The 18,664-nt window shown below is 61.7% G+C and carries 11 protein-coding genes; 1 reads left to right on the plus strand and 10 read right to left on the minus strand.

The annotated features are described in order from the left end of the window. The first annotated feature begins 114 nt into the window (after positions 1-114). Positions 115-1,008: a DMT family transporter gene (locus tag HU762_RS01135; RefSeq protein WP_186631735.1), complete on the plus strand. Its 894-nt coding sequence runs from the start codon at positions 115-117 to the stop codon at positions 1,006-1,008. Between the two features lie 13 nt (positions 1,009-1,021). Here HU762_RS01135 and HU762_RS01140 read toward each other — a convergent pair whose 3' ends face one another. The 10 genes from HU762_RS01140 to glgA form a co-directional block, all read right to left on the minus strand. Beyond that, complete coding sequence (locus HU762_RS01140; RefSeq protein ID WP_186631738.1) at positions 1,022-2,647, minus strand: NADP-dependent glyceraldehyde-3-phosphate dehydrogenase; 1,626 nt, start codon at positions 2,645-2,647, stop codon at positions 1,022-1,024. A 159-nt stretch (positions 2,648-2,806) separates the two neighbouring features. Next, positions 2,807-5,227, minus strand: coding sequence for an autotransporter outer membrane beta-barrel domain-containing protein (locus HU762_RS01145; protein ID WP_186631741.1), 2,421 nt, complete (start codon positions 5,225-5,227; stop codon positions 2,807-2,809). Between the two features lie 168 nt (positions 5,228-5,395). Next, complete coding sequence (locus HU762_RS01150; protein WP_186632936.1) at positions 5,396-6,148, minus strand: endonuclease/exonuclease/phosphatase family protein; 753 nt, start codon at positions 6,146-6,148, stop codon at positions 5,396-5,398. Between the two features lie 186 nt (positions 6,149-6,334). Continuing rightward, a complete protein-coding gene (locus HU762_RS01155) occupies positions 6,335-7,099 on the minus strand; it encodes a PIG-L family deacetylase (protein WP_186631744.1) in 765 nt (254 codons plus the stop codon). A 254-nt stretch (positions 7,100-7,353) separates the two neighbouring features. Beyond that, positions 7,354-9,513 carry a glycogen debranching protein GlgX gene (gene glgX, locus HU762_RS01160; RefSeq protein WP_186631747.1) on the minus strand — a complete coding sequence of 720 codons (2,160 nt, stop codon included), beginning with the start codon at positions 9,511-9,513 and terminating at the stop codon, positions 7,354-7,356. 146 nt (positions 9,514-9,659) lie between these two features. Further along, positions 9,660-10,013: a DUF2934 domain-containing protein gene (locus HU762_RS01165; RefSeq protein ID WP_186631750.1), complete on the minus strand. Its 354-nt coding sequence runs from the start codon at positions 10,011-10,013 to the stop codon at positions 9,660-9,662. Positions 10,014-10,034: 21 nt separating this feature from the next. Next, positions 10,035-12,821: a malto-oligosyltrehalose synthase gene (locus HU762_RS01170; protein WP_186631753.1), complete on the minus strand. Its 2,787-nt coding sequence runs from the start codon at positions 12,819-12,821 to the stop codon at positions 10,035-10,037. Continuing rightward, positions 12,818-14,896, minus strand: a complete 2,079-nt coding sequence (gene malQ / locus HU762_RS01175; protein WP_186631756.1) for a 4-alpha-glucanotransferase — start codon at positions 14,894-14,896, stop codon at positions 12,818-12,820. Before malQ ends, HU762_RS01170 begins: the two co-directional genes overlap by 4 nt. After that, positions 14,893-16,695 carry a malto-oligosyltrehalose trehalohydrolase gene (gene treZ, locus HU762_RS01180; protein ID WP_186631759.1) on the minus strand — a complete coding sequence of 601 codons (1,803 nt, stop codon included), beginning with the start codon at positions 16,693-16,695 and terminating at the stop codon, positions 14,893-14,895. Before treZ ends, malQ begins: the two co-directional genes overlap by 4 nt. An 8-nt stretch (positions 16,696-16,703) precedes the next feature. Then, the gene (gene glgA / locus HU762_RS01185) at positions 16,704-18,275 is read right to left on the minus strand and encodes a glycogen synthase GlgA (protein ID WP_186631762.1); all 1,572 of its coding nucleotides are present in this window, start codon (positions 18,273-18,275) and stop codon (positions 16,704-16,706) included. Between the last annotated feature and the right edge of the window lie 389 nt (positions 18,276-18,664).

An 18,664-nucleotide genomic window follows, 5' to 3' on the forward strand; every position in this document is an offset into this window, starting at 1 on the left:
AGTCGCAAGTGGCCTTGATAAAAAAGGTCGAAACGCAGTTTAGCCTTTTTCAAACCATGGAGAAGCGGCCTGGCGGCTCGGCATACTGTGCGCACTGACTGGAGGAGCCTGAAGATGGACAAGACCTTACGCCGCGGTTCGCTCGAAATGACCGCCGCCATGCTGATTTCCGGAACCATAGGCTGGTTCGTGCTGGTTTCCGGCGTTCCGGTGCTGGATGTGGTGTTCTGGCGCTGCGTATTTGGCGCTGGTACGTTACTGCTGATTTGCGCCGGTTTTGGTTTCTTGCGCCGGGACCTGCTGACACGGACGACTTTCCTGCTCGCGGTGCTCAGTGGTGTAGCGATCGTGGGGAACTGGGTGTTGTTATTCGCTTCGTACTCCCACGCTTCGATTGCCATCGGTACGGCCGTGTACAACGTCCAGCCGTTCATGTTGGTGGGGTTGGCGGCGCTGTTCCTGGGCGAGAAGATCACCGCGCAAAAACTGTTCTGGTTGGCGGTTTCGTTTCTCGGAATGTTGGCCATCGTCAGTGCCCACGGTGAGCAAGGGCAGGGGGGCGGAAACTATCTGCTGGGTATCGCCCTGGCATTGGGCGCGGCCTTTCTGTATGCCGTTGCGGCGTTGATCATCAAGCGCCTGACCGGCACGCCGCCCCATCTGATCGCGCTGATCCAGGTCAGCACCGGGATATTGCTGCTGGCGCCGTGGGCGAATTTCTCGGCCTTGCCACAGCAACCCGAGGCTTGGGCCAGCCTGCTGACCCTTGGCATGATTCACACTGGCGTAATGTATGTGCTGTTGTACAGCGCGATCCAGCGCTTGCCGACCGCGGTGACGGGCGCACTGTCCTTTATCTACCCGATCGCAGCGATCTTCGTCGACTGGTTTGCCTTCGGCCATCGCCTCGAACCGCTGCAATGGCTGGGTGTGGCGGCGATTCTCCTGGCGGCTGCCGGCATGCAGCAGGGCTGGAGCATCAAGTGGCGCCGTCCAGCCCTGCCGTAACCGGCCATCGCTGTCAGAAGATGTAGTCGGTGGTCAGGAAGTTTGAATCGCGTTCCCGGATGATGTCGCTGATCAGTGCCTTGTTGCTCTCCTGGAATTTGGTTGCCACCAGCGTACGGATCGAGAAGGTACGCAATGCATCGTGCACCGACAACGTGCCCTCGGCCGAGTTTTTCCGGCCATTGAACGGGAATGTATCCGGGCCGCGTTGGCACTGGGCGTTGATGTTGATGCGTCCGACCTGGTTGGCGAACGTGTCCACCAGTTTGCCGACTTCGGCCGGGTTGGTGCCGAAAATGCTCAGTTGCTGGCCGAAGTCGGACTCGAGTACGTAATCGACCACGGTGTTGAGGTCGCGGTACGGCACGATGGGCACGACCGGGCCGAACTGCTCCTCATGGTAGACGCGCATCGCGGTATTCACGGGATAGAGCACAGCCGGGTAGAAAAACGAAGCCCTGGATTCAGCACCGTGTGCGTTCATGATGCCCGCGCCCTTGGCGATTGCGTCGGCCACCAGCGAATGCAGGTAATCGACCTTGCCGGCCTCGGGCAAAGGCGTCAGCGCCACGCCGTCTTCCCAAGGCATGCCCGGTTTCAACGCGGCGAGCTTGGCGTTGAATTTCTCGATGAACGCCGGGGCGACGTCCTCATGGACAAACAAGATCTTCAGTGCCGTGCAGCGTTGGCCGTTGAATGACAACGAACCGGTCAGGGCTTCGCTGACGGCGTTGTCGAGGTCGACGTCCCGCAGCACCAGGCCGGGATTCTTCGCGTCCAGCCCCAATGCGGCACGCAGGCGGTGCGGGCGCGGATGGAGTTTCTTCAGGTCGCTGGCGGCCTTGTTGGTGCCAATGAAGGCGAAGATGTCGATTTTACCGCTGGCCATCAGCGCGCTGACCGTCTCCCGGCCGCTGCCGTAGATGACGTTGATCACGCCCGCCGGAAAGCTGTCGCGAAAGGCTTCCAACAATGGACGTATCAGCAATACGCCAAGCTTGGCCGGCTTGAACACCACGGTATTGCCCATGATCAGTGCGGGGATCAGCGTGGTGAAGGTTTCATTCAGCGGATAATTGTAGGGGCCCATGCACAGGGCGACGCCCAAGGGGACGCGGCGAATCTGCCCGAGCGTATCCTGTTCCAGTTCGAACCGACTGGAGCGCCGATCAAGCTCCTTGAGGGCATTGATGGTGTCGACGATGTAATCGCAGGTGCGGTCGAATTCTTTCTGGGAATCCTTGAGGTTCTTGCCGATCTCCCACATCAGCAGCTTGACCACCGCCTCGCGCTGTTCGCGCATGCGCGCCAGGAAGGTTTCGACATGGCGGATACGTTCGGCGACACGCATCGTCGGCCACTGGCCCTGGCCGCGATCATAGGCGCGGACAGCCGCGTCGAGGGCGGTCAGCGCAGTTTCGGCATCGAGTAATGGCGTGCTGCCGAGAATCACTTGTTCATCGCCATGTGGACCTGCCAGGTACACCGGGCTGCGCACCGTGGCCAGCGGACCTTGCCAAGTTCTCAGGACACCATCGACCAGGTATTCACGTTGCTCGACCTGCCCATCGAGACGGTAGGCCTGCGGAATATCGGCGGCACTTGGAAATAGGGTGGCGAGGAGGTTGGCTGTGGTCATGTCGTTACTCCATCAATGAAATGAGCCATGGGCTGCAGCTTCAGGCGTATATCGCTTTTAGCGTTATACGCCTTAATGGAGGTGTTTTTTAAGTGGTAGGGGCCGATGGGCATGCCATTCGTTTGGACGCGGCCCCCTCTATCGAAAGATCACCAGGATTTACCAACTGATCCGCAGGCCAATATTGCCGGCCATGCCGCGTTGCTGGTTGCTGTCGATGTTATTGCTGTAGTCCACGCCGGCGTAGGCACTGACGGTAGGCGCCAGGCTGACGATAACGCCCGCGCCTAGATCGGCGGTGGAAGCGCGTTGTTCGGTCTCGATCCGTTGCGTGTCGTCGAATGTCACCGTATCGGTGCCGGAGAAGGTGTGCCAGAGATTGGCCCGCAGATAAGGCTCCACCGGCATACCGCTGACCTGGTAGCGACCCTTGAGCCGCGCGCCCAGGCGACCGGTCCAGGCGCTGTCGGAGTCGAACTCTACCTTGGAGATACCGTCGTCCTGGGTGTCCAGGGATATTTTCTGATGAATGATCTGCGCCTGGGGTTCGAGCACCCAGTCGTGCCCCACGGCAAACGGATAACCGGCCTCCGCCGACAGCGTCAGGGCGTGCCCGCGATTGTCGATTTTGACGCCGCGATCGGAGCGGCTGTCGCCATTCAATCGCGTGCCCATGACTACCGCATCGACATACCCGCCGGAGGGGTCGATCAGGGTCCAATAGAGCCCGTAACTGTCGCCGTCGAGTCCGACCTTACCGGCGCGCCGGCCTTCGAAACCCAGGTTGAAACCGTCGACGTTGCCGTTCAATTCGGTATGACCGACAAAGAACCCGATACGCTGGGTCTGGCCGCCAGAGGTTGGCGCGGCATAGAGGTCGTTGCCTACCTGGAAACCTTTGATTGAGCCGTCGAACCGCGGCGCAACCGTCCCGGCCCAGGTCTGGTCGAGCTCCTTGCCGTAGGCTCGGCCCCAGCCCGCGCCGAACGCCCCGGTTTCGGTCAGCAGGCGTTGGTCGCCCTGACGATCATGAAACGTGCCCAAGGCCATCAGGGTCAGCTGTGCCGCGGCGGGGGGCAACACTGACCAGGTGGGGACTTCCGGGCGATACAGTGGAATCGGCGCGGCCCCCGGTACCGCGGCAGGCAGGGCGGGCAATGTAGGGCTGGGCGCTGCGATCGGACCTGCCACGACGGTCGAGCGCAGATACCAGTTGCTGGCATTGCCGGACACGCCGCCCTTGAACAGACGATAATCGAACGCACCGGCCGAGACCGATTGCGCCAGTGAGAAAGCGCTGCTGTCACTGACGGCTCCGCCCTGGGCCTGGACCAGCTCGATGCCGTCCTGGGTGGTCAGGCCGCCTGCGCCCCCAAGGTTGGTGACGCTGATAGCGGTGGTGCCCGTGAGCGTGCCGCCACTGACCACCAGCTTGTCGCTGGCGGCGCCATCTGCCCCCACGGCGGTTTGCAGGCGCAATTGCCCGCCATTACCCACATAATTACCTTGAACCGTGAGGGTGTCATCGGTGCGGGTGTTGCCACCGGCGAGGTCAATCACCCCGGAGTTGTTAAGAGTGGTCATCTGGCCAGCGGTAAACGGTGCAATGGCGCCTTGGGTCGATGTCAGCACGCTGCTGCTGTCAATCTCAAGCACCCCCGTTCCGGTAGTGCTGTCGCCTAGCACCAGTGTATGGGCCAAGTCCAGGCGTGAGCCTTGAGCAAGCTTGACCGTTTCCCATAACGTGTAACGGGCACCGGTGCTGGACGTGCTGCCCTGGAATGCCAGAACGTCTTGGCCCAACCCGCCGTCGACACGGGGTGTAGGGCCAAGCCCCGCTTCGGTGAGTGTGTTCAACAGTGCGGTGTCACTGCCGTCGCCCATCAGGATTGCTGAGCGAATGAGGCCGCCACTCCATTGGAATCGATCATTGCCGTTGCTGGTGCGGACCTCGCCGCCAATTTCCCCGCCACTGACAGTAACGCTGTCATGGCCACCGCTGACGCTGACGTTCCCACCGATGCGTCCGGCAGACAGAATGATCGTATCGTTGCCAAAACCGGCGACGAGGTTGCCGATGATCTGCCCGCCCGACATGTCGAAAACGTTGTCGTCGAGCTTCATGTCGACGCGGCCGATGCTGCCGCCGGTCATCTTGGCGATGTCGCCGTCTTCGAACGCATCGACAATGGTCCCGCCGGTCATCGTGAATTGATCGAGGCCATCGCCTTGGGAGATCGACAGGATCCTGCCACCGCTCATCAGGAATTCGTCAGCTTCCGAGCCCTGCTCGACGTCCCCGTCAATTACACCGCCGACGTTGATTTCGATTCGGTCGACTCCGTTGTCGAAAACGACATCGCCTTGGATAAGGCCAGTGCCTGAGACGGTCAGGCTGTTGTTGCCCGACAGATCCGTAAGCCCGACGGCACTGGTGCCGCTGTCGCAGACATTGGTGTCATCACCTGCCGTGGACGTCAGTGTGCACGCTGCCATAGTGGATGACACAGGTAGCAGCAACGGAGCCGCTACCCACAAAACGCTCAACAACCGATTGAAGCCCTGATTGCGCCGAATCATCTGCTATCCCTCTGCTTCAGCATCCCTGGCGTGCCGGTTTCCAGCAGTGGTTGCACGACAAATGGCACGCAGGACCCGGCAACGCTCGCTGTATGCAAGGCACGCTAGCAACGATTGAAAAGCGTCGCTACTGTCAGATCTTACAGGTCGCGTTGCCGATATCCGCGATTACAGATGCACTTCCACCGACAGCGGCAGATGATCGCTCAGGTGTGTCCAGGGCTTGTTGCCGAGGATTTGCGGCGCGTGGCTGGTGGCGTTGCGCAGATAGATGCGGTCCAGGCGTAGCAGCGGGAAACGGGCGGGGTAGGTCCGAGCAGGGCGGCCGTGATGGTGTTCGAAGGCTTCGTGCAGGTATTGACGACGAGCGAGCGTGATGTTGCCGCGCAATTGCCAATCGTTGAAATCGCCGGCGATGATCACCGGGGCGTCGTCGGGCAACGAGTCAAGTAGCTTGCAGAGCAGCTTGAGTTGCAGCTGGCGATGACTTTCCAGCAGGCTCAGGTGCACGCAGATCCCATGGACTTCGGCGTGGCCTGGCACGTCCAGCACACAATGCAACAACCCACGCCGCTCCGGACCGGTGATCGACACGTCGAGATTGCGGAACTGGCGGATAGGGTATTTGGAAAGCAGTGCGTTGCCATGGTGGCCGTCGGGGTAAACCGCGTTCCGCCCGTAGGCAAAATCGCTCCACATGCTGTCGGCCAGGAATTCGTATTGTGAGGTTTGCGGCCAATTGTCATAGCGCGAGGCATGTCGATCATGTTCGCCAAGGACTTCCTGCAGGAAAACCAGGTCGGCCCCTGTACTGCGCACCGCTTCCCGCAGTTCGGGCAAGATGAAACGACGGTTGAGGGCGGTAAACCCCTTGTGGGTATTCACTGTCAGCACGCGCAACCGATGAACCGCCGCTGGCATCTCCAGCGCCACTGGTTCCTCGGCCCGCCAGTCGGGATCGCGAGTCACGTTCACTCCTGCGTCAGACGTATCTGTTCATGCGACTGATGGCGGCTGCGGCAGTTCCGGAATTCTGGGTGGCATGGCATCACGGGCGACTGGAACTGCGGGATCAACTTGGGCGTCAGGTCCCGCAAATTTCAACGATCAGATGAAAACAATCTCATACGGCATGCCCATGCGCTCAAGGATCACCCGCGGTACCAGCGGTGCAATGCCACTGGCGGGTTCACCGCTGAGCTGACTGGCATAAGCGTGCATGGCGTGGCGCTTGCGCGCAGTGGTCCAGACGTCCAGGCGCAACTTGCGAGCCCGATGCCAGGGTATCTTGTTCTGTTCGCGAACCGGCCAATGCCAGGCCCACACGGGCACTTCGTTGAACACCGCCCCGATCTCTTCCGCGGCCAAGGCTCCGGCGCGGCCGACAGTGTCGTGATCGCTGTCGCCATCCAGGCGCCAAGTGCCGAAGACTACGTCGCCTGGCCGCAGGTGATGGCTGATGAATGCGGTGAGCTGCGCTTCATGCTCGTCCAGGCTTTTTTCCGGGAAGCCGGCACGTACCCATTGCAGGCCATGGGAAGGCACGCCCAGGCGATGCAGGGCGTCCACGCTTTCCTGGGGATGCGGACGGAACGTGCGCAGTCGTTCATCGGACCACAATGGCGAGCCGGGGTGGCTGAGACTGCCGTCGGTGACTGAGATCAACAACATGGGTTGGTCCAGGTTGCTCAACAACTGGAGCAGCCCGCCACAGGCGCCCACTTCATCGCCAGGGTGCGGGGCGAGGATGACCGCGCGGGCGCCTTGGGGAATGAGGGTCTGGGTACTGATGATGGGAATGTCGGCCAGTTGCGGCGCGCTGTTCCATATCTGGGGGTGATGCCGGCCTTGCAAGCGAGAGGCGGGTTTCATGAGGTACGTCCTTGTCGTGTCCAATCTTGCAGCCATGCATCGGGCCTGCCGCCCGGTGTGGTCCGTAAGGACCTGGCTGTGATTCGCGATGCTTCCAGTCCTGGAATCTACCGCACGCGAAGTATTGACCATGCGGGCGGTTTCGTCGCGTCGGAATGTGTATCTGAACAGTTATTTCTATTCTAGCTGCATTGTGCGCGGTAGAGGAGCGCGTCCTTGCGGTCCTCTCCCTCTGCAAGGGGTTTGAGCCGACCTCAATCCTCTTCTTCACGTTGAAGTTCGAACAACAGCAACGAGCGCCCGGTGACAGAGTATTCCGACTCGAAATCGAAACGCTCCTGCCCGCGTACAGCCGGCTGGTTGGTGTCCACCATGCACGTCCAGAAACTGCCTTCGGGCACTTCCGGCAGGCGGAAGTTGACGATGTCATGATGGGCATTGACCACCAGCAGCAACGTCGCGTCTGCACCCTTGCGACGGATGCCGGTTTCCTGGGCGCGTCCGTCCATCAACATGCCCAGGCAGCGCCCTTGGCCGTCTTGCCACTGTTCAACGGTCATCTCGCTGCCGTCCGGGGCCAGCCAGGTGACGTCCTTGACGCCGATGTCCTCGTTGTAATTGCCCACCAGGAATCGTCCGCGCCGCAGGATCGGGTAAGACAGGCGCAACTTGATCAAGCGCTTGACGAACTTGAGCAACGCCTCGCCATCCTCGCTCAGGTCCCAATTGACCCAGCCGATCTCGCTGTCCTGGCAATAGGCGTTGTTGTTGCCGTGTTGAGTACGAGCGAATTCGTCGCCAGCGACGATCATCGGCGTGCCTTGGGCCAACAGCAGAGTCGCGAAGAAGTTGCGCATCTGCCGATGGCGCAATGCATTGATCTCCGGATCGTCCGTCGGACCTTCTACGCCGTGGTTCCAGGACAGATTGTTGTTGCTGCCGTCCTGGTTGTTTTCATCGTTGGCTTCGTTGTGCTTGTCGTTGTATGACACCAGGTCATGCAGGGTAAACCCGTCGTGGGCAGTCACGAAATTCACTGAGGCATAAGGACGACGACCGCGCTGGTTGAACATTTCGCCCGAAGCGGTCATGCGGCTGGCGAAGTCGGCGAGCTGGCCGTCATCGCCTTTCCAGAAGGCGCGCACGGTGTCGCGGAACTTGTCGTTCCACTCGGCCCAGCCAGGCGGGAAGCCTCCCACCTGATAGCCACCGGGGCCACAGTCCCACGGTTCGGCGATCATTTTTACCTGGCGCAATACCGGGTCCTGCCGACAGGCGACGAGGAAACTGTGGCGTTCGTCGAAGCCGTCGTGATATCGGCCCAAGATAGTCGCCAGGTCGAAGCGGAACCCGTCCACGTGCATTTCCGTGGCCCAATAGCGCAGGGAATCGGTGACCATCTGCAGGACGCAGGGATGGCTCAGGTCCAGGGTGTTGCCGGTGCCGGAGTCGTTGATGTAGTAGCGTTTGTCGTCGGGCATCAGCCGGTAGTACGAAGCGTTGTCGATGCCGCGCATGGACAGGGTCGGGCCCTGTTCGTTGCCTTCGGCGGTGTGGTTGTAGACCACGTCCAGAATGACTTCCAGGTTGGCCTCGTGCATGTGCGCGACCATTTCCTTGAATTCGGCGATCTTGCCGCTGGCCAGGTAGCGCGGGTCCGGGGCGAAGAAGGCAATGCTGTTGTAGCCCCAGTAGTTGGTCATGCCCTTGTGCAGCAGGTGCTGGTCGTTGACGAAGGCATGGATAGGCATCAACTCCACCGAGGAAACGCCCAGCTTGCGTATGTGTTCAAGCACATCATCGACCATCAGGCCGCCGAACGTGCCACGCAGGTTCTCAGGCACCGAGGGATGGCGCATGGTGATGCCGCGCACATGGGTTTCGTAGAGGATGGTCTTGTCCCACGGCACGCTGACCCGATGGTCGTGCCCCCAGGTATGCGCCGGGTCGATGACTTTGCACTTTGGTACGAAGGGCGCGCTGTCTCGTTCATCGAAACTGAGGTCGCCGTCGGGGTGGCCAATGGTGTAGCCAAACAGCGCCTCGGACCACTTAAGCTCCCCGACCAATTGTTTGGCGTACGGGTCGATCAGCAATTTGTTGGGGTTGAAGCGATGGCCGTTCTCCGGATCGTATGGACCATGGACCCGATAGCCATAGATCATGCCCGGATGGGCATCGGGCAGATAGCCGTGGTAAATCTCATCGGTGTATTCCGGCAGCTCGATACGCTCGAGTTCGACCTCGCCGGTGTCATCGAAGATGCACAGTTCGACCTTGGTGGCGTTGGCTGAGAACAACGCGAAATTGACCCCGAGGCCATCCCAGGTCGCGCCGAGCGGAAACGGCAGCCCCTCACGAATCCGCGAAGCCTCGATAACGGGCGGCGGCGTGGTTTTGTTTGGACGGGTCATAGTTGCTCCTGCAGAAGACGGATACGGTGATGCGGTGCACGCAGGACTGCGTGCCTTGCGCTTGTGGCGCGCAGATAAACTTCCGCGCCACAAGCAGGCCCCTTCGCTAAAAGGAGCACTGGCTTGAGACCGACGAGTTCGGGAGGTCAGACCGCCGGTGGCTTGCGCGTCGCTCGGGGCTTTTTCGCGGCGGCCTTTTCGGCAGGCGGAACCACTGCGGCCGCTGCCGGCGACGGTTTTGCCGCTGGCTTGGCTTTGGGCGTGGTGTTCTTGGTGACCGTCTTGGCGGTGGCGCTCTTGACGGTTGCCGGCTTGGTGCCGTCAGTCTTGCCGGCGGCGGTCTTGCTGGCTGCCTTCGCTGGTTTGCTTGGCGCCAAGGCCTCGGCTTCGGCCAGCTTGCGGGCCATTTCCCAATGACGTTTTTCCTGCCCGGCGGGCTTACCTTCCGACTCCCAGATCTGGTAGGCGAATTCACGAATGCGTTTATCGTCGGTACTCATCGCAGTGCTCCTGACTTTGACTCAAGATTCAATAAAGACATTGACCGGGAAATCCCCCAGTGCGGCGCTGACCATCAGCTTCCTTTGGGGTGTGACTGCTGCGCTTGCAAAAAGTCCCTTCAGTTTTTCATCCTTGGCGGCAAACGGTAACGACACGCGTGTGTCGCCCCAGTCCGATGCAGCCACGTGGGGCAGGGCACCGTTTTCCAGCAGGCTGGCCGCGTGAATCGGCACCACGACGACTGCCCGTTGCTGCTGGTATTCACGCATGAAAGCCAGTACCTGTGAGGCGTGTTTGCCGAGCACCGCAAGCGGCTGGTAGCTGCCTTGGCCGAACAGTTGCGGATACTCGGACCGCAAGGCCAGCGTCCGCGCGATCAGCGCCTGCTTGACGCGCCCGTCGCGCCAGTTGTGTATCAGCTCGTCGGGTGCGTTGTCGGCATGCATGCCTTGGCGGCGCGCCTCGAAATCCACCGGGCGACGGTTGTCCGGGTCCACCAGGCTGAAATCCCAGAACTCGTTGCCCTGGTACAGATCCGGTACGCCGGGCACGGTCATGCGCAGCAAGGTTTGCGCCAAGCTATTCAGCGCGCCGGCCGGAGCGATGGTCTGCACCGCCTCGGCGATGGCAGAGCGCAAAGGCAAGCCCTCGTCGCACAGCAGCAGCCGTTCGAGGAACATCTGGGTCGCCTGCTCATAGGCGTCATTCACGGCCGCCCAACTGCTTTGCAACTTCGCCTCGCGCAAGGCCTTGCGCTGCCATTGCCACAGGCGTTCGGCGTAGTCGGCCAGCGCCTTGTGATCTTGCAGGTCGAGGTTCAGCGGCCAACTGCCGAGCAGCGCCTGGTAGAGAATCAGCTCGTCACCGGCCGAAGGGGCCGCGGGATCGCTGTGCAGGGACGGCGAGAGAATGCGCCATTGCTCCACGCACGTGGTGTACCAATCGGTGCGTTCGCTGATGACTGCCAGTCGGGCCCTGGTGTCTTCACCACGCTTGTGGTCATGGGTGGCCGTGGTGATCAGGTTATCGGGAAAGTGCTGCATACGCTCGATGCAGGCGTTGTGGAAATCCTCGGCCGGGGCGCTGAACCGTTCAGTGTTGTAGCCCACGTCGTTGCGCGACAGCAGCACCGCCGAGCGATAGAGCGCGGTGTCTTCCACAGCCTTGGCGGCGGCCGGTGAGGTCAGTTGCTGGAAACGCACGCAGGCGTGGCGCAACCGTTTGCGTTCGCCGCCGCGAGGGCGTTGGCGCCAAGGCATGCCGCCGAGCCAATTGGCCAGGTAATCGAGGACCGGCCAGTCGGCTTCGCTGAGGGTTTGTCGAGCGCCTTCCACGGCTTTCTGGAAAAACACTTCGTCTTCGGCCGAGCGGCCGAGAGGACTGATGTAGGTGCGGTACACCGGGAAATGCACGATCAGTTCCTGCAATGCCCGACGTATCGCGCCCAGGGTCAGGTCCCGGGTCATCACGTCGTCCCGCGCAACTTGCAACAGGGCTTGGGCGACGCTTTCGAAATCCCCGGCCAGGGAGCCGTTGAGAATCTGCTGGCGGGCCAGGCGCGCTTCTTCGATGAAATGCGCGGGGCGTTCAGTGTGCCGGCTCCAGAACTCCGCAAGGGGCTCGGCGCCCACGGGGGCGTGTTGCAGCAGCGAGATCTGGTTCATGAACTCATAACCCGTGCTGCCATCGATGTTCCAATCCCGGCGCAGGGTTTCGCCATCGCCGAGGATCTTCTCGACGAAAATCGGCAGGTGCCGCGAGGGTGCAAGCGAGTCGACGCGGCGGCGCAGTTTGCGGCAATAACCACGAGGGTCGGCCAGGCCGTCGATGTGATCGATGCGCAGGCCGTCCACCAGCCCATCGGCAATCAGCTCGAAGATTTTTGCATGGGTCGCTTCGAACACCGCAGGCCGTTCGACGCGCAGGCCGCCCAGCTCGTTGACGTCGAAAAAACGCCGCCAATTGATGTCGTCGGCGGCTGTGCGCCAACTCGCGAGCCGGTAGCTCTGGCGCTCCAGCAGCCGATGCAGGCGTTCGAAACCTTCCGGTCCAGTGGAATCGTAGCCGCGCAGGTTGTCCTCAATGGCGTTCAGGATCGCCGGCTGCGCGGCCAGGTCTCGCAGTTCCAATTGCAAAGGACGGGCGAGAGAGTGGGCGTCGTTCTGATAGTTCAGTGTGGTGAAGCGCTCGCCCAGGGCCTTGAGTGCGTCGACATGTTCGGCGGGCACGTCGTCCGAGGGTTTGAGCAGCTCACCGTACTGCATCGGGCAGATGGGGAAGCGATGCTCGTAATGTTCGACCTGGAAGCTGCCTTGCGTGGCATCGAAGTGCAACTTCAAGGTGCCTTCTTGCAACGCCACGCCGTAGTCGCTGCCGAGGAAGGGAAGAAGCAACTGGCCTGACATCAGTGGGTCGGGGGAATGCCACTGGATGTCGAAGAACTCACCATAGGGACTCAGGCGCCCCCATTCCAGCAGGTCCAGCCACCAGGGATTGTCGTTGCCGCCGACGGCCATATGGTTGGAGACGATGTCGAGGATCAGGCCCATCCGATGGTCGCGTAAAGTCGCGACCAAGCGTTTGAGCGCGGCCTCGCCGCCCAGCTCCGGGTTGACCTGGGTCGGGTCGACCACGTCGTAGCCGTGCATGGACCCGGCCCGTGCCTTCAGCAACGGTGAAGCGTAGATGTGGCTGATGCCCAGTGACGCGAAGTAAGGCACTTGCGGTATGGCATCGTCCAGGGTGAAGCCTTTGTGAAACTGCAGGCGCAGGGTGGCCCGCAGTGGTGGAGTCAATGTCTGGTTCATCGGTCACGCTCGTTCGCCTGAAGTCTCGCGCAGGCGAGTATTTCCAGACGCCGAGCGGCGTCCGGGTCGTCCAGCAGCACTCGGCTCTCCAAAGCCAGGCGGCGCCGCCAGTTGGGGTGAGTGTCGGTGGTGCCTGGCAGGTTGGCCTGCTCGTCGATGCCCAGGGCATCCTCCAAAGGCAGCAACACCAGCGGCGCACGGGTATGGCCAAGGAAGCGCACGCTGGCGTCCAGCACCTGGTCGGTTTCACGGTGTTCTTCGCGAAAGTTCTGCGGGTCCTGGTCCAGCGCGTTGCGCAGTCCGTCGCGCTCGCGCTCGCGGTGTTTTCGCCAGTCCATCTCTGTATGGGAGTCGATCAGCTCCAGTCGCGCGTTCCAGTCGATGTCATGGCCATGCCACCAACCGTTGAGGGTTGGCAGATCATGGGTACTGGTCGTGGCCAAGGCATCGTCCGGCCAATCGAGGATAGGCTTGAAGTGGGCGTTGTCCTGTTCGAACAGCAGCACGCGCATGCCGAGGATGGAACGCGCAGCAAGTTTTTCCCGCAGGCCATCGGGCACGGTGCCAAGGTCCTCGCCGAGCACGATGGCCCGGTGACGATGGGATTCGAGGGCCAGCAGCCGCAGCAGGTCATCGATCGGGTAGTAAAGGTAAGCGCCGTCGGTGGGCGGGGCATCGTTGGGGATCACCCATAAGCGTTGCAGGCCCATGATGTGATCGATGCGCAAGCCGCCGGCATGGGCGAAATTGGCCCGGAGCATTTCGATGAAAGCGCGAAAGCCGTTGCGAACCAGCCCTTCCGGGGAGAACGCGGAAATGCCCCAGCCCTGGCCTGAACGGTTGAGGATGTCGGGCGGTGCGCCAACGGTCAGCGAGGCGAGCAGTTCGTCCTGCCGACTCCAGGCCTGGCTGCCGCCGCCATCGGCGCCCACCGCGAGGTCGGCAATCAGGCCGATGCTCATCCCGCTGGATTTGGCGGCGCTCTGGGCACGCTCGAGACAGCGGGCGATCAGCCATTGGCAGAAGGCATGGAAGCCGATTTCGTCGGCGTTCTCTTCGGCGAAACGGGCTATCGCCGCACTGCGTGGGTCGCGCCATTCTTCGGGCCATTGCCGCCAGTCGAGGCTTTCACCTCGCGCTGCGCGTTCGGCCTGGAGCGCTTCGAAACGACAGTGATTTTCCAGGGCTTCGCCGCTGCTGTGGCGAAAGCTGCTGAAATCCTCATGCAACGGATGTTCGCCCTGACTGAAACCGTCGTACAAGGCACGAAGAACTCTCTGCTTGGCCTCGGCGGCGACTGGCCAATCGATCAGCGGCTGGTCTTCAAGGCTGCGCAGTTGGCTGGTCAAGCCCGTGGCGTCGATGGCGGTGCGCAGCGCACGCTCGCCCAGGATGGTCCCGGGCGCGGCGTACAGGCTGTTGAGGAACAATCGGCTGGACGGTGAGTAGGGGCTGTAGCGTCCGGTGTCGCTGCTGAACATGGCGTGCATCGGGCTGATGGCCAAGGCATCGGCACCCCGTTCGCCGGCCACCCGCGCCAGTTCTTCCAAGGCCTGGGTGTCGCCGAAGCCGCCGTCGCCAGGGCGGCGTAGCGAATACAGCTGCGCGCTCAAGCCCCAGGCCCTGGGTGCCGGATCGTCCACGGCATCGGCGACGCTATAGCAGCGAGCGGGTGCCACGGCCAGAGTGAAATGCTGGCCTTGGATACTGACGTGCTGATAGCCCACCGGAACGATCCCCGGCAGGGCGGCATCGGCATCGAGCTTCAGGTTCAACGTCGCGCCATCCTCGAGCTGGATCTCGCAAGGCGTGGCGGGCTCGAAATAACGACGCAGGTCGACGTTCACGCCTGCGTCCGCCGTCATCAGCGGGGGCAGGCGATGATTCTGTTGATCTTCTTGCAGTTGCAGCAGGCTGGCGTCGATTTCCTGGGCACTGCCGGCGGGATGGCCCAGGCCGGTGAGGACCGAGCGCAATACCGCCGGTGAGACTTTCTGCGCACGGCCGTTGGCGTCGATCCAATCGACTGCCAGACCCGCTCGACCCGCGAGAATTTCAAGTTGCGCATCGCTCATAGGCGCTCTCCAGTGATGTTGGGCAAGGTTGTCGCTTGCGTCAGACTGACCAGCGCGCTGTAGGGCGTGAGTACCCCTTGTTGCAACAGACCCATGGCCTGCGGTGGATGTTCGAAAAGAATGTGCGCCTCTTGCGGTGCGCTGTGTTTGACCGGCTGGGCGCTGAGGTTCAAGTCAATGCGCAACACACTTCCGTCGCCCATTTGCCAGCGCGCGCTCACGGCGCCGTGTCCCAGTACATCGGTGCCGAGGGCATGGGCGGCGGGCAACCGCGGGACGATTTCCTCGCGGCGGATTTTCAACAAGCGGCGATAGAGCGCTTCGCTGGCCAGTTGCTCCGGTCGATGGGCTTCCAGGCTGGGCCGTGATGCATCGAAGGTGCTGGCGGCGTTCGGGTCGGGAATCCGCTCGCGTTTCTGGGGATCGGCAAAGGCGCTGAAGGCCTTGAATTCATTGCGCCGGCCTTCACGCACCAGCTCCGCCAGTTCGCCATGGTGGCTGGTGAAAAACAGGAACGGTTGTTCGGCGATGACTTCGTCGCCCATGAACATCAACGGAATCATGGGGGACAGCAGTAACAAGGCTGTTGCGGCTTGCAGCGCCTGTGGCGGGGCGAGTTGGTGCAGGCGTTCGCCGAGAGCCCGGTTGCCGATCTGGTCGTGGTTCTGAAGGAACAGCACAAAGGCGCTGGGCGGCAGATGTCCGCTGGGTTCGCCGCGGGTTTCGCCGTGGCGGTTGGTGTGGCCTTGGAAAACAAAACCCTGGCTCAGGCAACGTGCGAGTTTTTCCGTCGTTTGCTCGGCATAGTCGGCGTAGTAGGCATCGGTTTCGCCCGTCAGCAGCACGTGCAACGCGTTATGCCCGTCGTCGTTCCACTGGGCGTCGTAGCCTTCTTCCAAGAGGCGGGCCTGGTTGTGTTCGTTCTCGACGGTCAACCAGACGTACCGCGTCGGGTCCACCTGCTGGCGTACCTCGGCGGCCAACTCTTGCAGGAAGTCCGGGTCTTCGATCGCGTGCACGGCGTCCAGGCGCAGGCCATCGAAACGGTATTCCAGCAGCCACATCAGCGCGTTTTCGATGAAGTAGTCGCGCACCTCGCGCCGGCGAAAATCGATCGCCGCGCCCCAGGGCGTGTGTTTGTCTTCGCGAAAGAAACCCTTGGCGTAGCGATGCAGATAATTGCCATCAGGGCCAAAGTGGTTGTAGACCACATCGACGATGACCGCCAAGCCGTGGCCGTGGGCGCTGTCGATCAGGTGCTTGAGCTGGTCCGGCGTGCCGTAGGAAGCCTGGGGGGCGTAGGGCAGTACGCCGTCGTAACCCCAGTTGCGATCGCCGGGAAACTGCGACAGCGGCATCAGTTCGATAGCGGTGACGCCAAGCCCGGCGAGGCGTGCCAGCTGTTGTTCGACGCCTTCAAAACCGCCGAGCGCGCCGACGTGCAGCTCGTAGATGACAGCGTCGTACCAAGGGCGACCGGACCAACTGGTGTGTCGCCATTGATAAGCGTGGGGGTCGACCACCACGCTGTGGCGGTCAATATCACCGTCCTGGGCTCGGGAGGCCGGATCGGGCACCTCCAGCTCTCCATCGATATTGAAGCGGTAACGAGTGCCGGCGGGGCAACGGGCCTGGATCATGAACCAGCCATTGGCCTGGGGCAGCATCGGTATGGATTCGCCAGTGTCGATTTCGACGCTGACATAAAAGGCATCAGGGGCCCACAGGGCAAAACGGGTGTGCTCGGGATCAAGCAAGACCGCACCGTGGGTCCAGGTTTCAGGCGTCCTTGACGGCATCGGTTACCTCATTGTCTGGCCGATTTTCCTAGCGATTTAGCTACCAGTTGTTCATAGAGTTCGGCGTAGGGTTCCACGGCTTTGCACCAGTTGAAGGGGGCCGACATCGCCCGGCAGCGCATGGCATTGAGCAGTTCGGGGAACTCGAACACCTTGAAAGCCCGGCTCAAGGCCAGTTTGTAGCTCTCCACGGTGGATTCATCGAACAGGAAGCCGGTAACGCCGTCCTCGATCGTGTCCGCGAGCCCGCCGGTATTGCGTGCCACCGGAAGCGAGCCAAAGCGCTGGGCATACATCTGGCTCAAGCCGCAGGGCTCGTAGCGCGACGGCATGAGCAGGAAGTCGCTGCCGGCGAACATCCGCCGAGCGTCGGTTTCGTTGAAGCCGATGCGCACGCCGATGCGTCCAGGGAAGCGCAGCGCCAGTTCGCGCATGGCTTGTTCTTCTTCCGGTTCGCCGCGGCCGATGATTGCAATCTGCCCGCCGGACTCGACGATGAATTCGGCAACGGCTTCGGTGAGGTCCAGGCCTTTCTGGTAAACCAGGCGCGACACCACGGCGAACAGCGGGCCGCTGGAGTCGTCCAGGCCGAACAGGTTGCGTACATGGGCGGCGTTGGCAGCCTTGCCGTCCCAGTCGCCGATGGAGAACTGGCGCTGCAGATGAGTGTCGGTGGCTGCGTCCCAGCTCTCATCAATGCCGTTGGGAATGCCGCTGAGCAGGCCTTGCTGGGTCTTGGCGGCAAGGAACCCATCGAGCCCGCAACCGAACTCCGGCGTAGTTATTTCCTGGGCGTAGGTGGCGCTGACCGTCGTGATGTGGCTGGAATAGGCCATGCCGGCTTTCAGGAACGACAACTTGCCGTAGAACTCCATGCCTTCCTGTTGCAGCGCATGCTCCGGGATGCCCAGTTCAGGGCAGGACGCCAGGCTGACGACGCCCTGGTACGCCAGGTTATGGATGGTAAACAGGGTAGGCGTCCGTTGACCGCGCCAGTGCATATAGGCTGGCGCAAGTCCGGCTGGCCAGTCATGGGCGTGGACCAGGTCAGGACACCAGTGGATCTGCGCAAGATTGGCAGCGATGTCCGCCGCGGCCAGGCCCAGGCGGGCGAAGCGTATATGGTTGTCGGGCCAGTCGCGCCCATTGTTGGCGCCGTAGGGAGACCCTTCGCGGGCATACAGTTCGGGACAGATCAGTACGTAAATCACCAAGCCGTCGGCCATGTCCATGCGACCGATCTTGCACGGCGGCAGCGCCGCATGGCCGCCCAGTTCGCCAATGATGTGGATCGGGTTGCCGCTGTTCATGACCTGCGGGTAGCCGGGAATCAGTACCCGAACGTCATGCAAACCGGCCATGGCCCGCGGCAGGGCGGAAGAAACGTCGCCCAGGCCGCCGGTCTTCACCAGGTCGGCAATTTCCGAGGTGACGAACAAAATCTTCTTGCGATTGGGATTCTGTCGGGCTACAGGGAGCAGTGCCTTGCCTCCGGTGGCCAGCACCGGTGCCGTCGGCGACCCAGCCGCCGGCGGGAGTTGAGAGCGGACTTGCTGTGGTTCCAAGGCAGCACTGATCATAAATAACTCCTATTTTCTCGATCTGTTTCCGGCAAGCGCCAGAGCTGTTGTTTCATTGGCCGAATCCTGCGGCCAGGCGCACGAGCGCTACGCAAGGAGAGCAAAGCGCTGCCCAATGCGGCGAAGCGAATCAGGTGAGGGGACCGTTGCAAGGAATGCTCCAGCCGTTGTAGCCCTACCTCTAACCTGACCCGTCGCCGTTGCGAAAAGTTTCGACTTTTTTTCCTTCTGATGACCGGTCGGTTTTCCCCCCGGACGGGCAGTCTAGGTCAGAAGCTAGAGCGGTGCGGTTCGCTTCGTCGAATTGTCCGACAATCACGTCGCTTGTCGGCAATGTCTTACACGAGGAAGGGGAATACGAGCCGACGAAGTGCAGTTCGTTTGAAATG

This window comes from Pseudomonas sp. SWRI92 (assembly GCF_014268685.1).
GTDB lineage: Bacteria > Pseudomonadota > Gammaproteobacteria > Pseudomonadales > Pseudomonadaceae > Aquipseudomonas > Aquipseudomonas marvdashtae.

Coding starts and splice junctions, on each gene's coding strand:
- HU762_RS01135 (WP_186631735.1), top strand. CDS start 115: ATGGACAAGACCTTACGCCGCGGTTCGCTCGAAATGACCGCCGCCATG.
- HU762_RS01140 (WP_186631738.1), bottom strand. CDS start 2,647: ATGACCACAGCCAACCTCCTCGCCACCCTATTTCCAAGTGCCGCCGAT.
- HU762_RS01145 (WP_186631741.1), bottom strand. CDS start 5,227: ATGATTCGGCGCAATCAGGGCTTCAATCGGTTGTTGAGCGTTTTGTGG.
- HU762_RS01150 (WP_186632936.1), bottom strand. CDS start 6,148: ATGCCAGCGGCGGTTCATCGGTTGCGCGTGCTGACAGTGAATACCCAC.
- HU762_RS01155 (WP_186631744.1), bottom strand. CDS start 7,099: ATGAAACCCGCCTCTCGCTTGCAAGGCCGGCATCACCCCCAGATATGG.
- glgX (WP_186631747.1), bottom strand. CDS start 9,513: ATGACCCGTCCAAACAAAACCACGCCGCCGCCCGTTATCGAGGCTTCG.
- HU762_RS01165 (WP_186631750.1), bottom strand. CDS start 10,013: ATGAGTACCGACGATAAACGCATTCGTGAATTCGCCTACCAGATCTGG.
- HU762_RS01170 (WP_186631753.1), bottom strand. CDS start 12,821: ATGAACCAGACATTGACTCCACCACTGCGGGCCACCCTGCGCCTGCAG.
- malQ (WP_186631756.1), bottom strand. CDS start 14,896: ATGAGCGATGCGCAACTTGAAATTCTCGCGGGTCGAGCGGGTCTGGCA.
- treZ (WP_186631759.1), bottom strand. CDS start 16,695: ATGCCGTCAAGGACGCCTGAAACCTGGACCCACGGTGCGGTCTTGCTT.
- glgA (WP_186631762.1), bottom strand. CDS start 18,275: ATGATCAGTGCTGCCTTGGAACCACAGCAAGTCCGCTCTCAACTCCCG.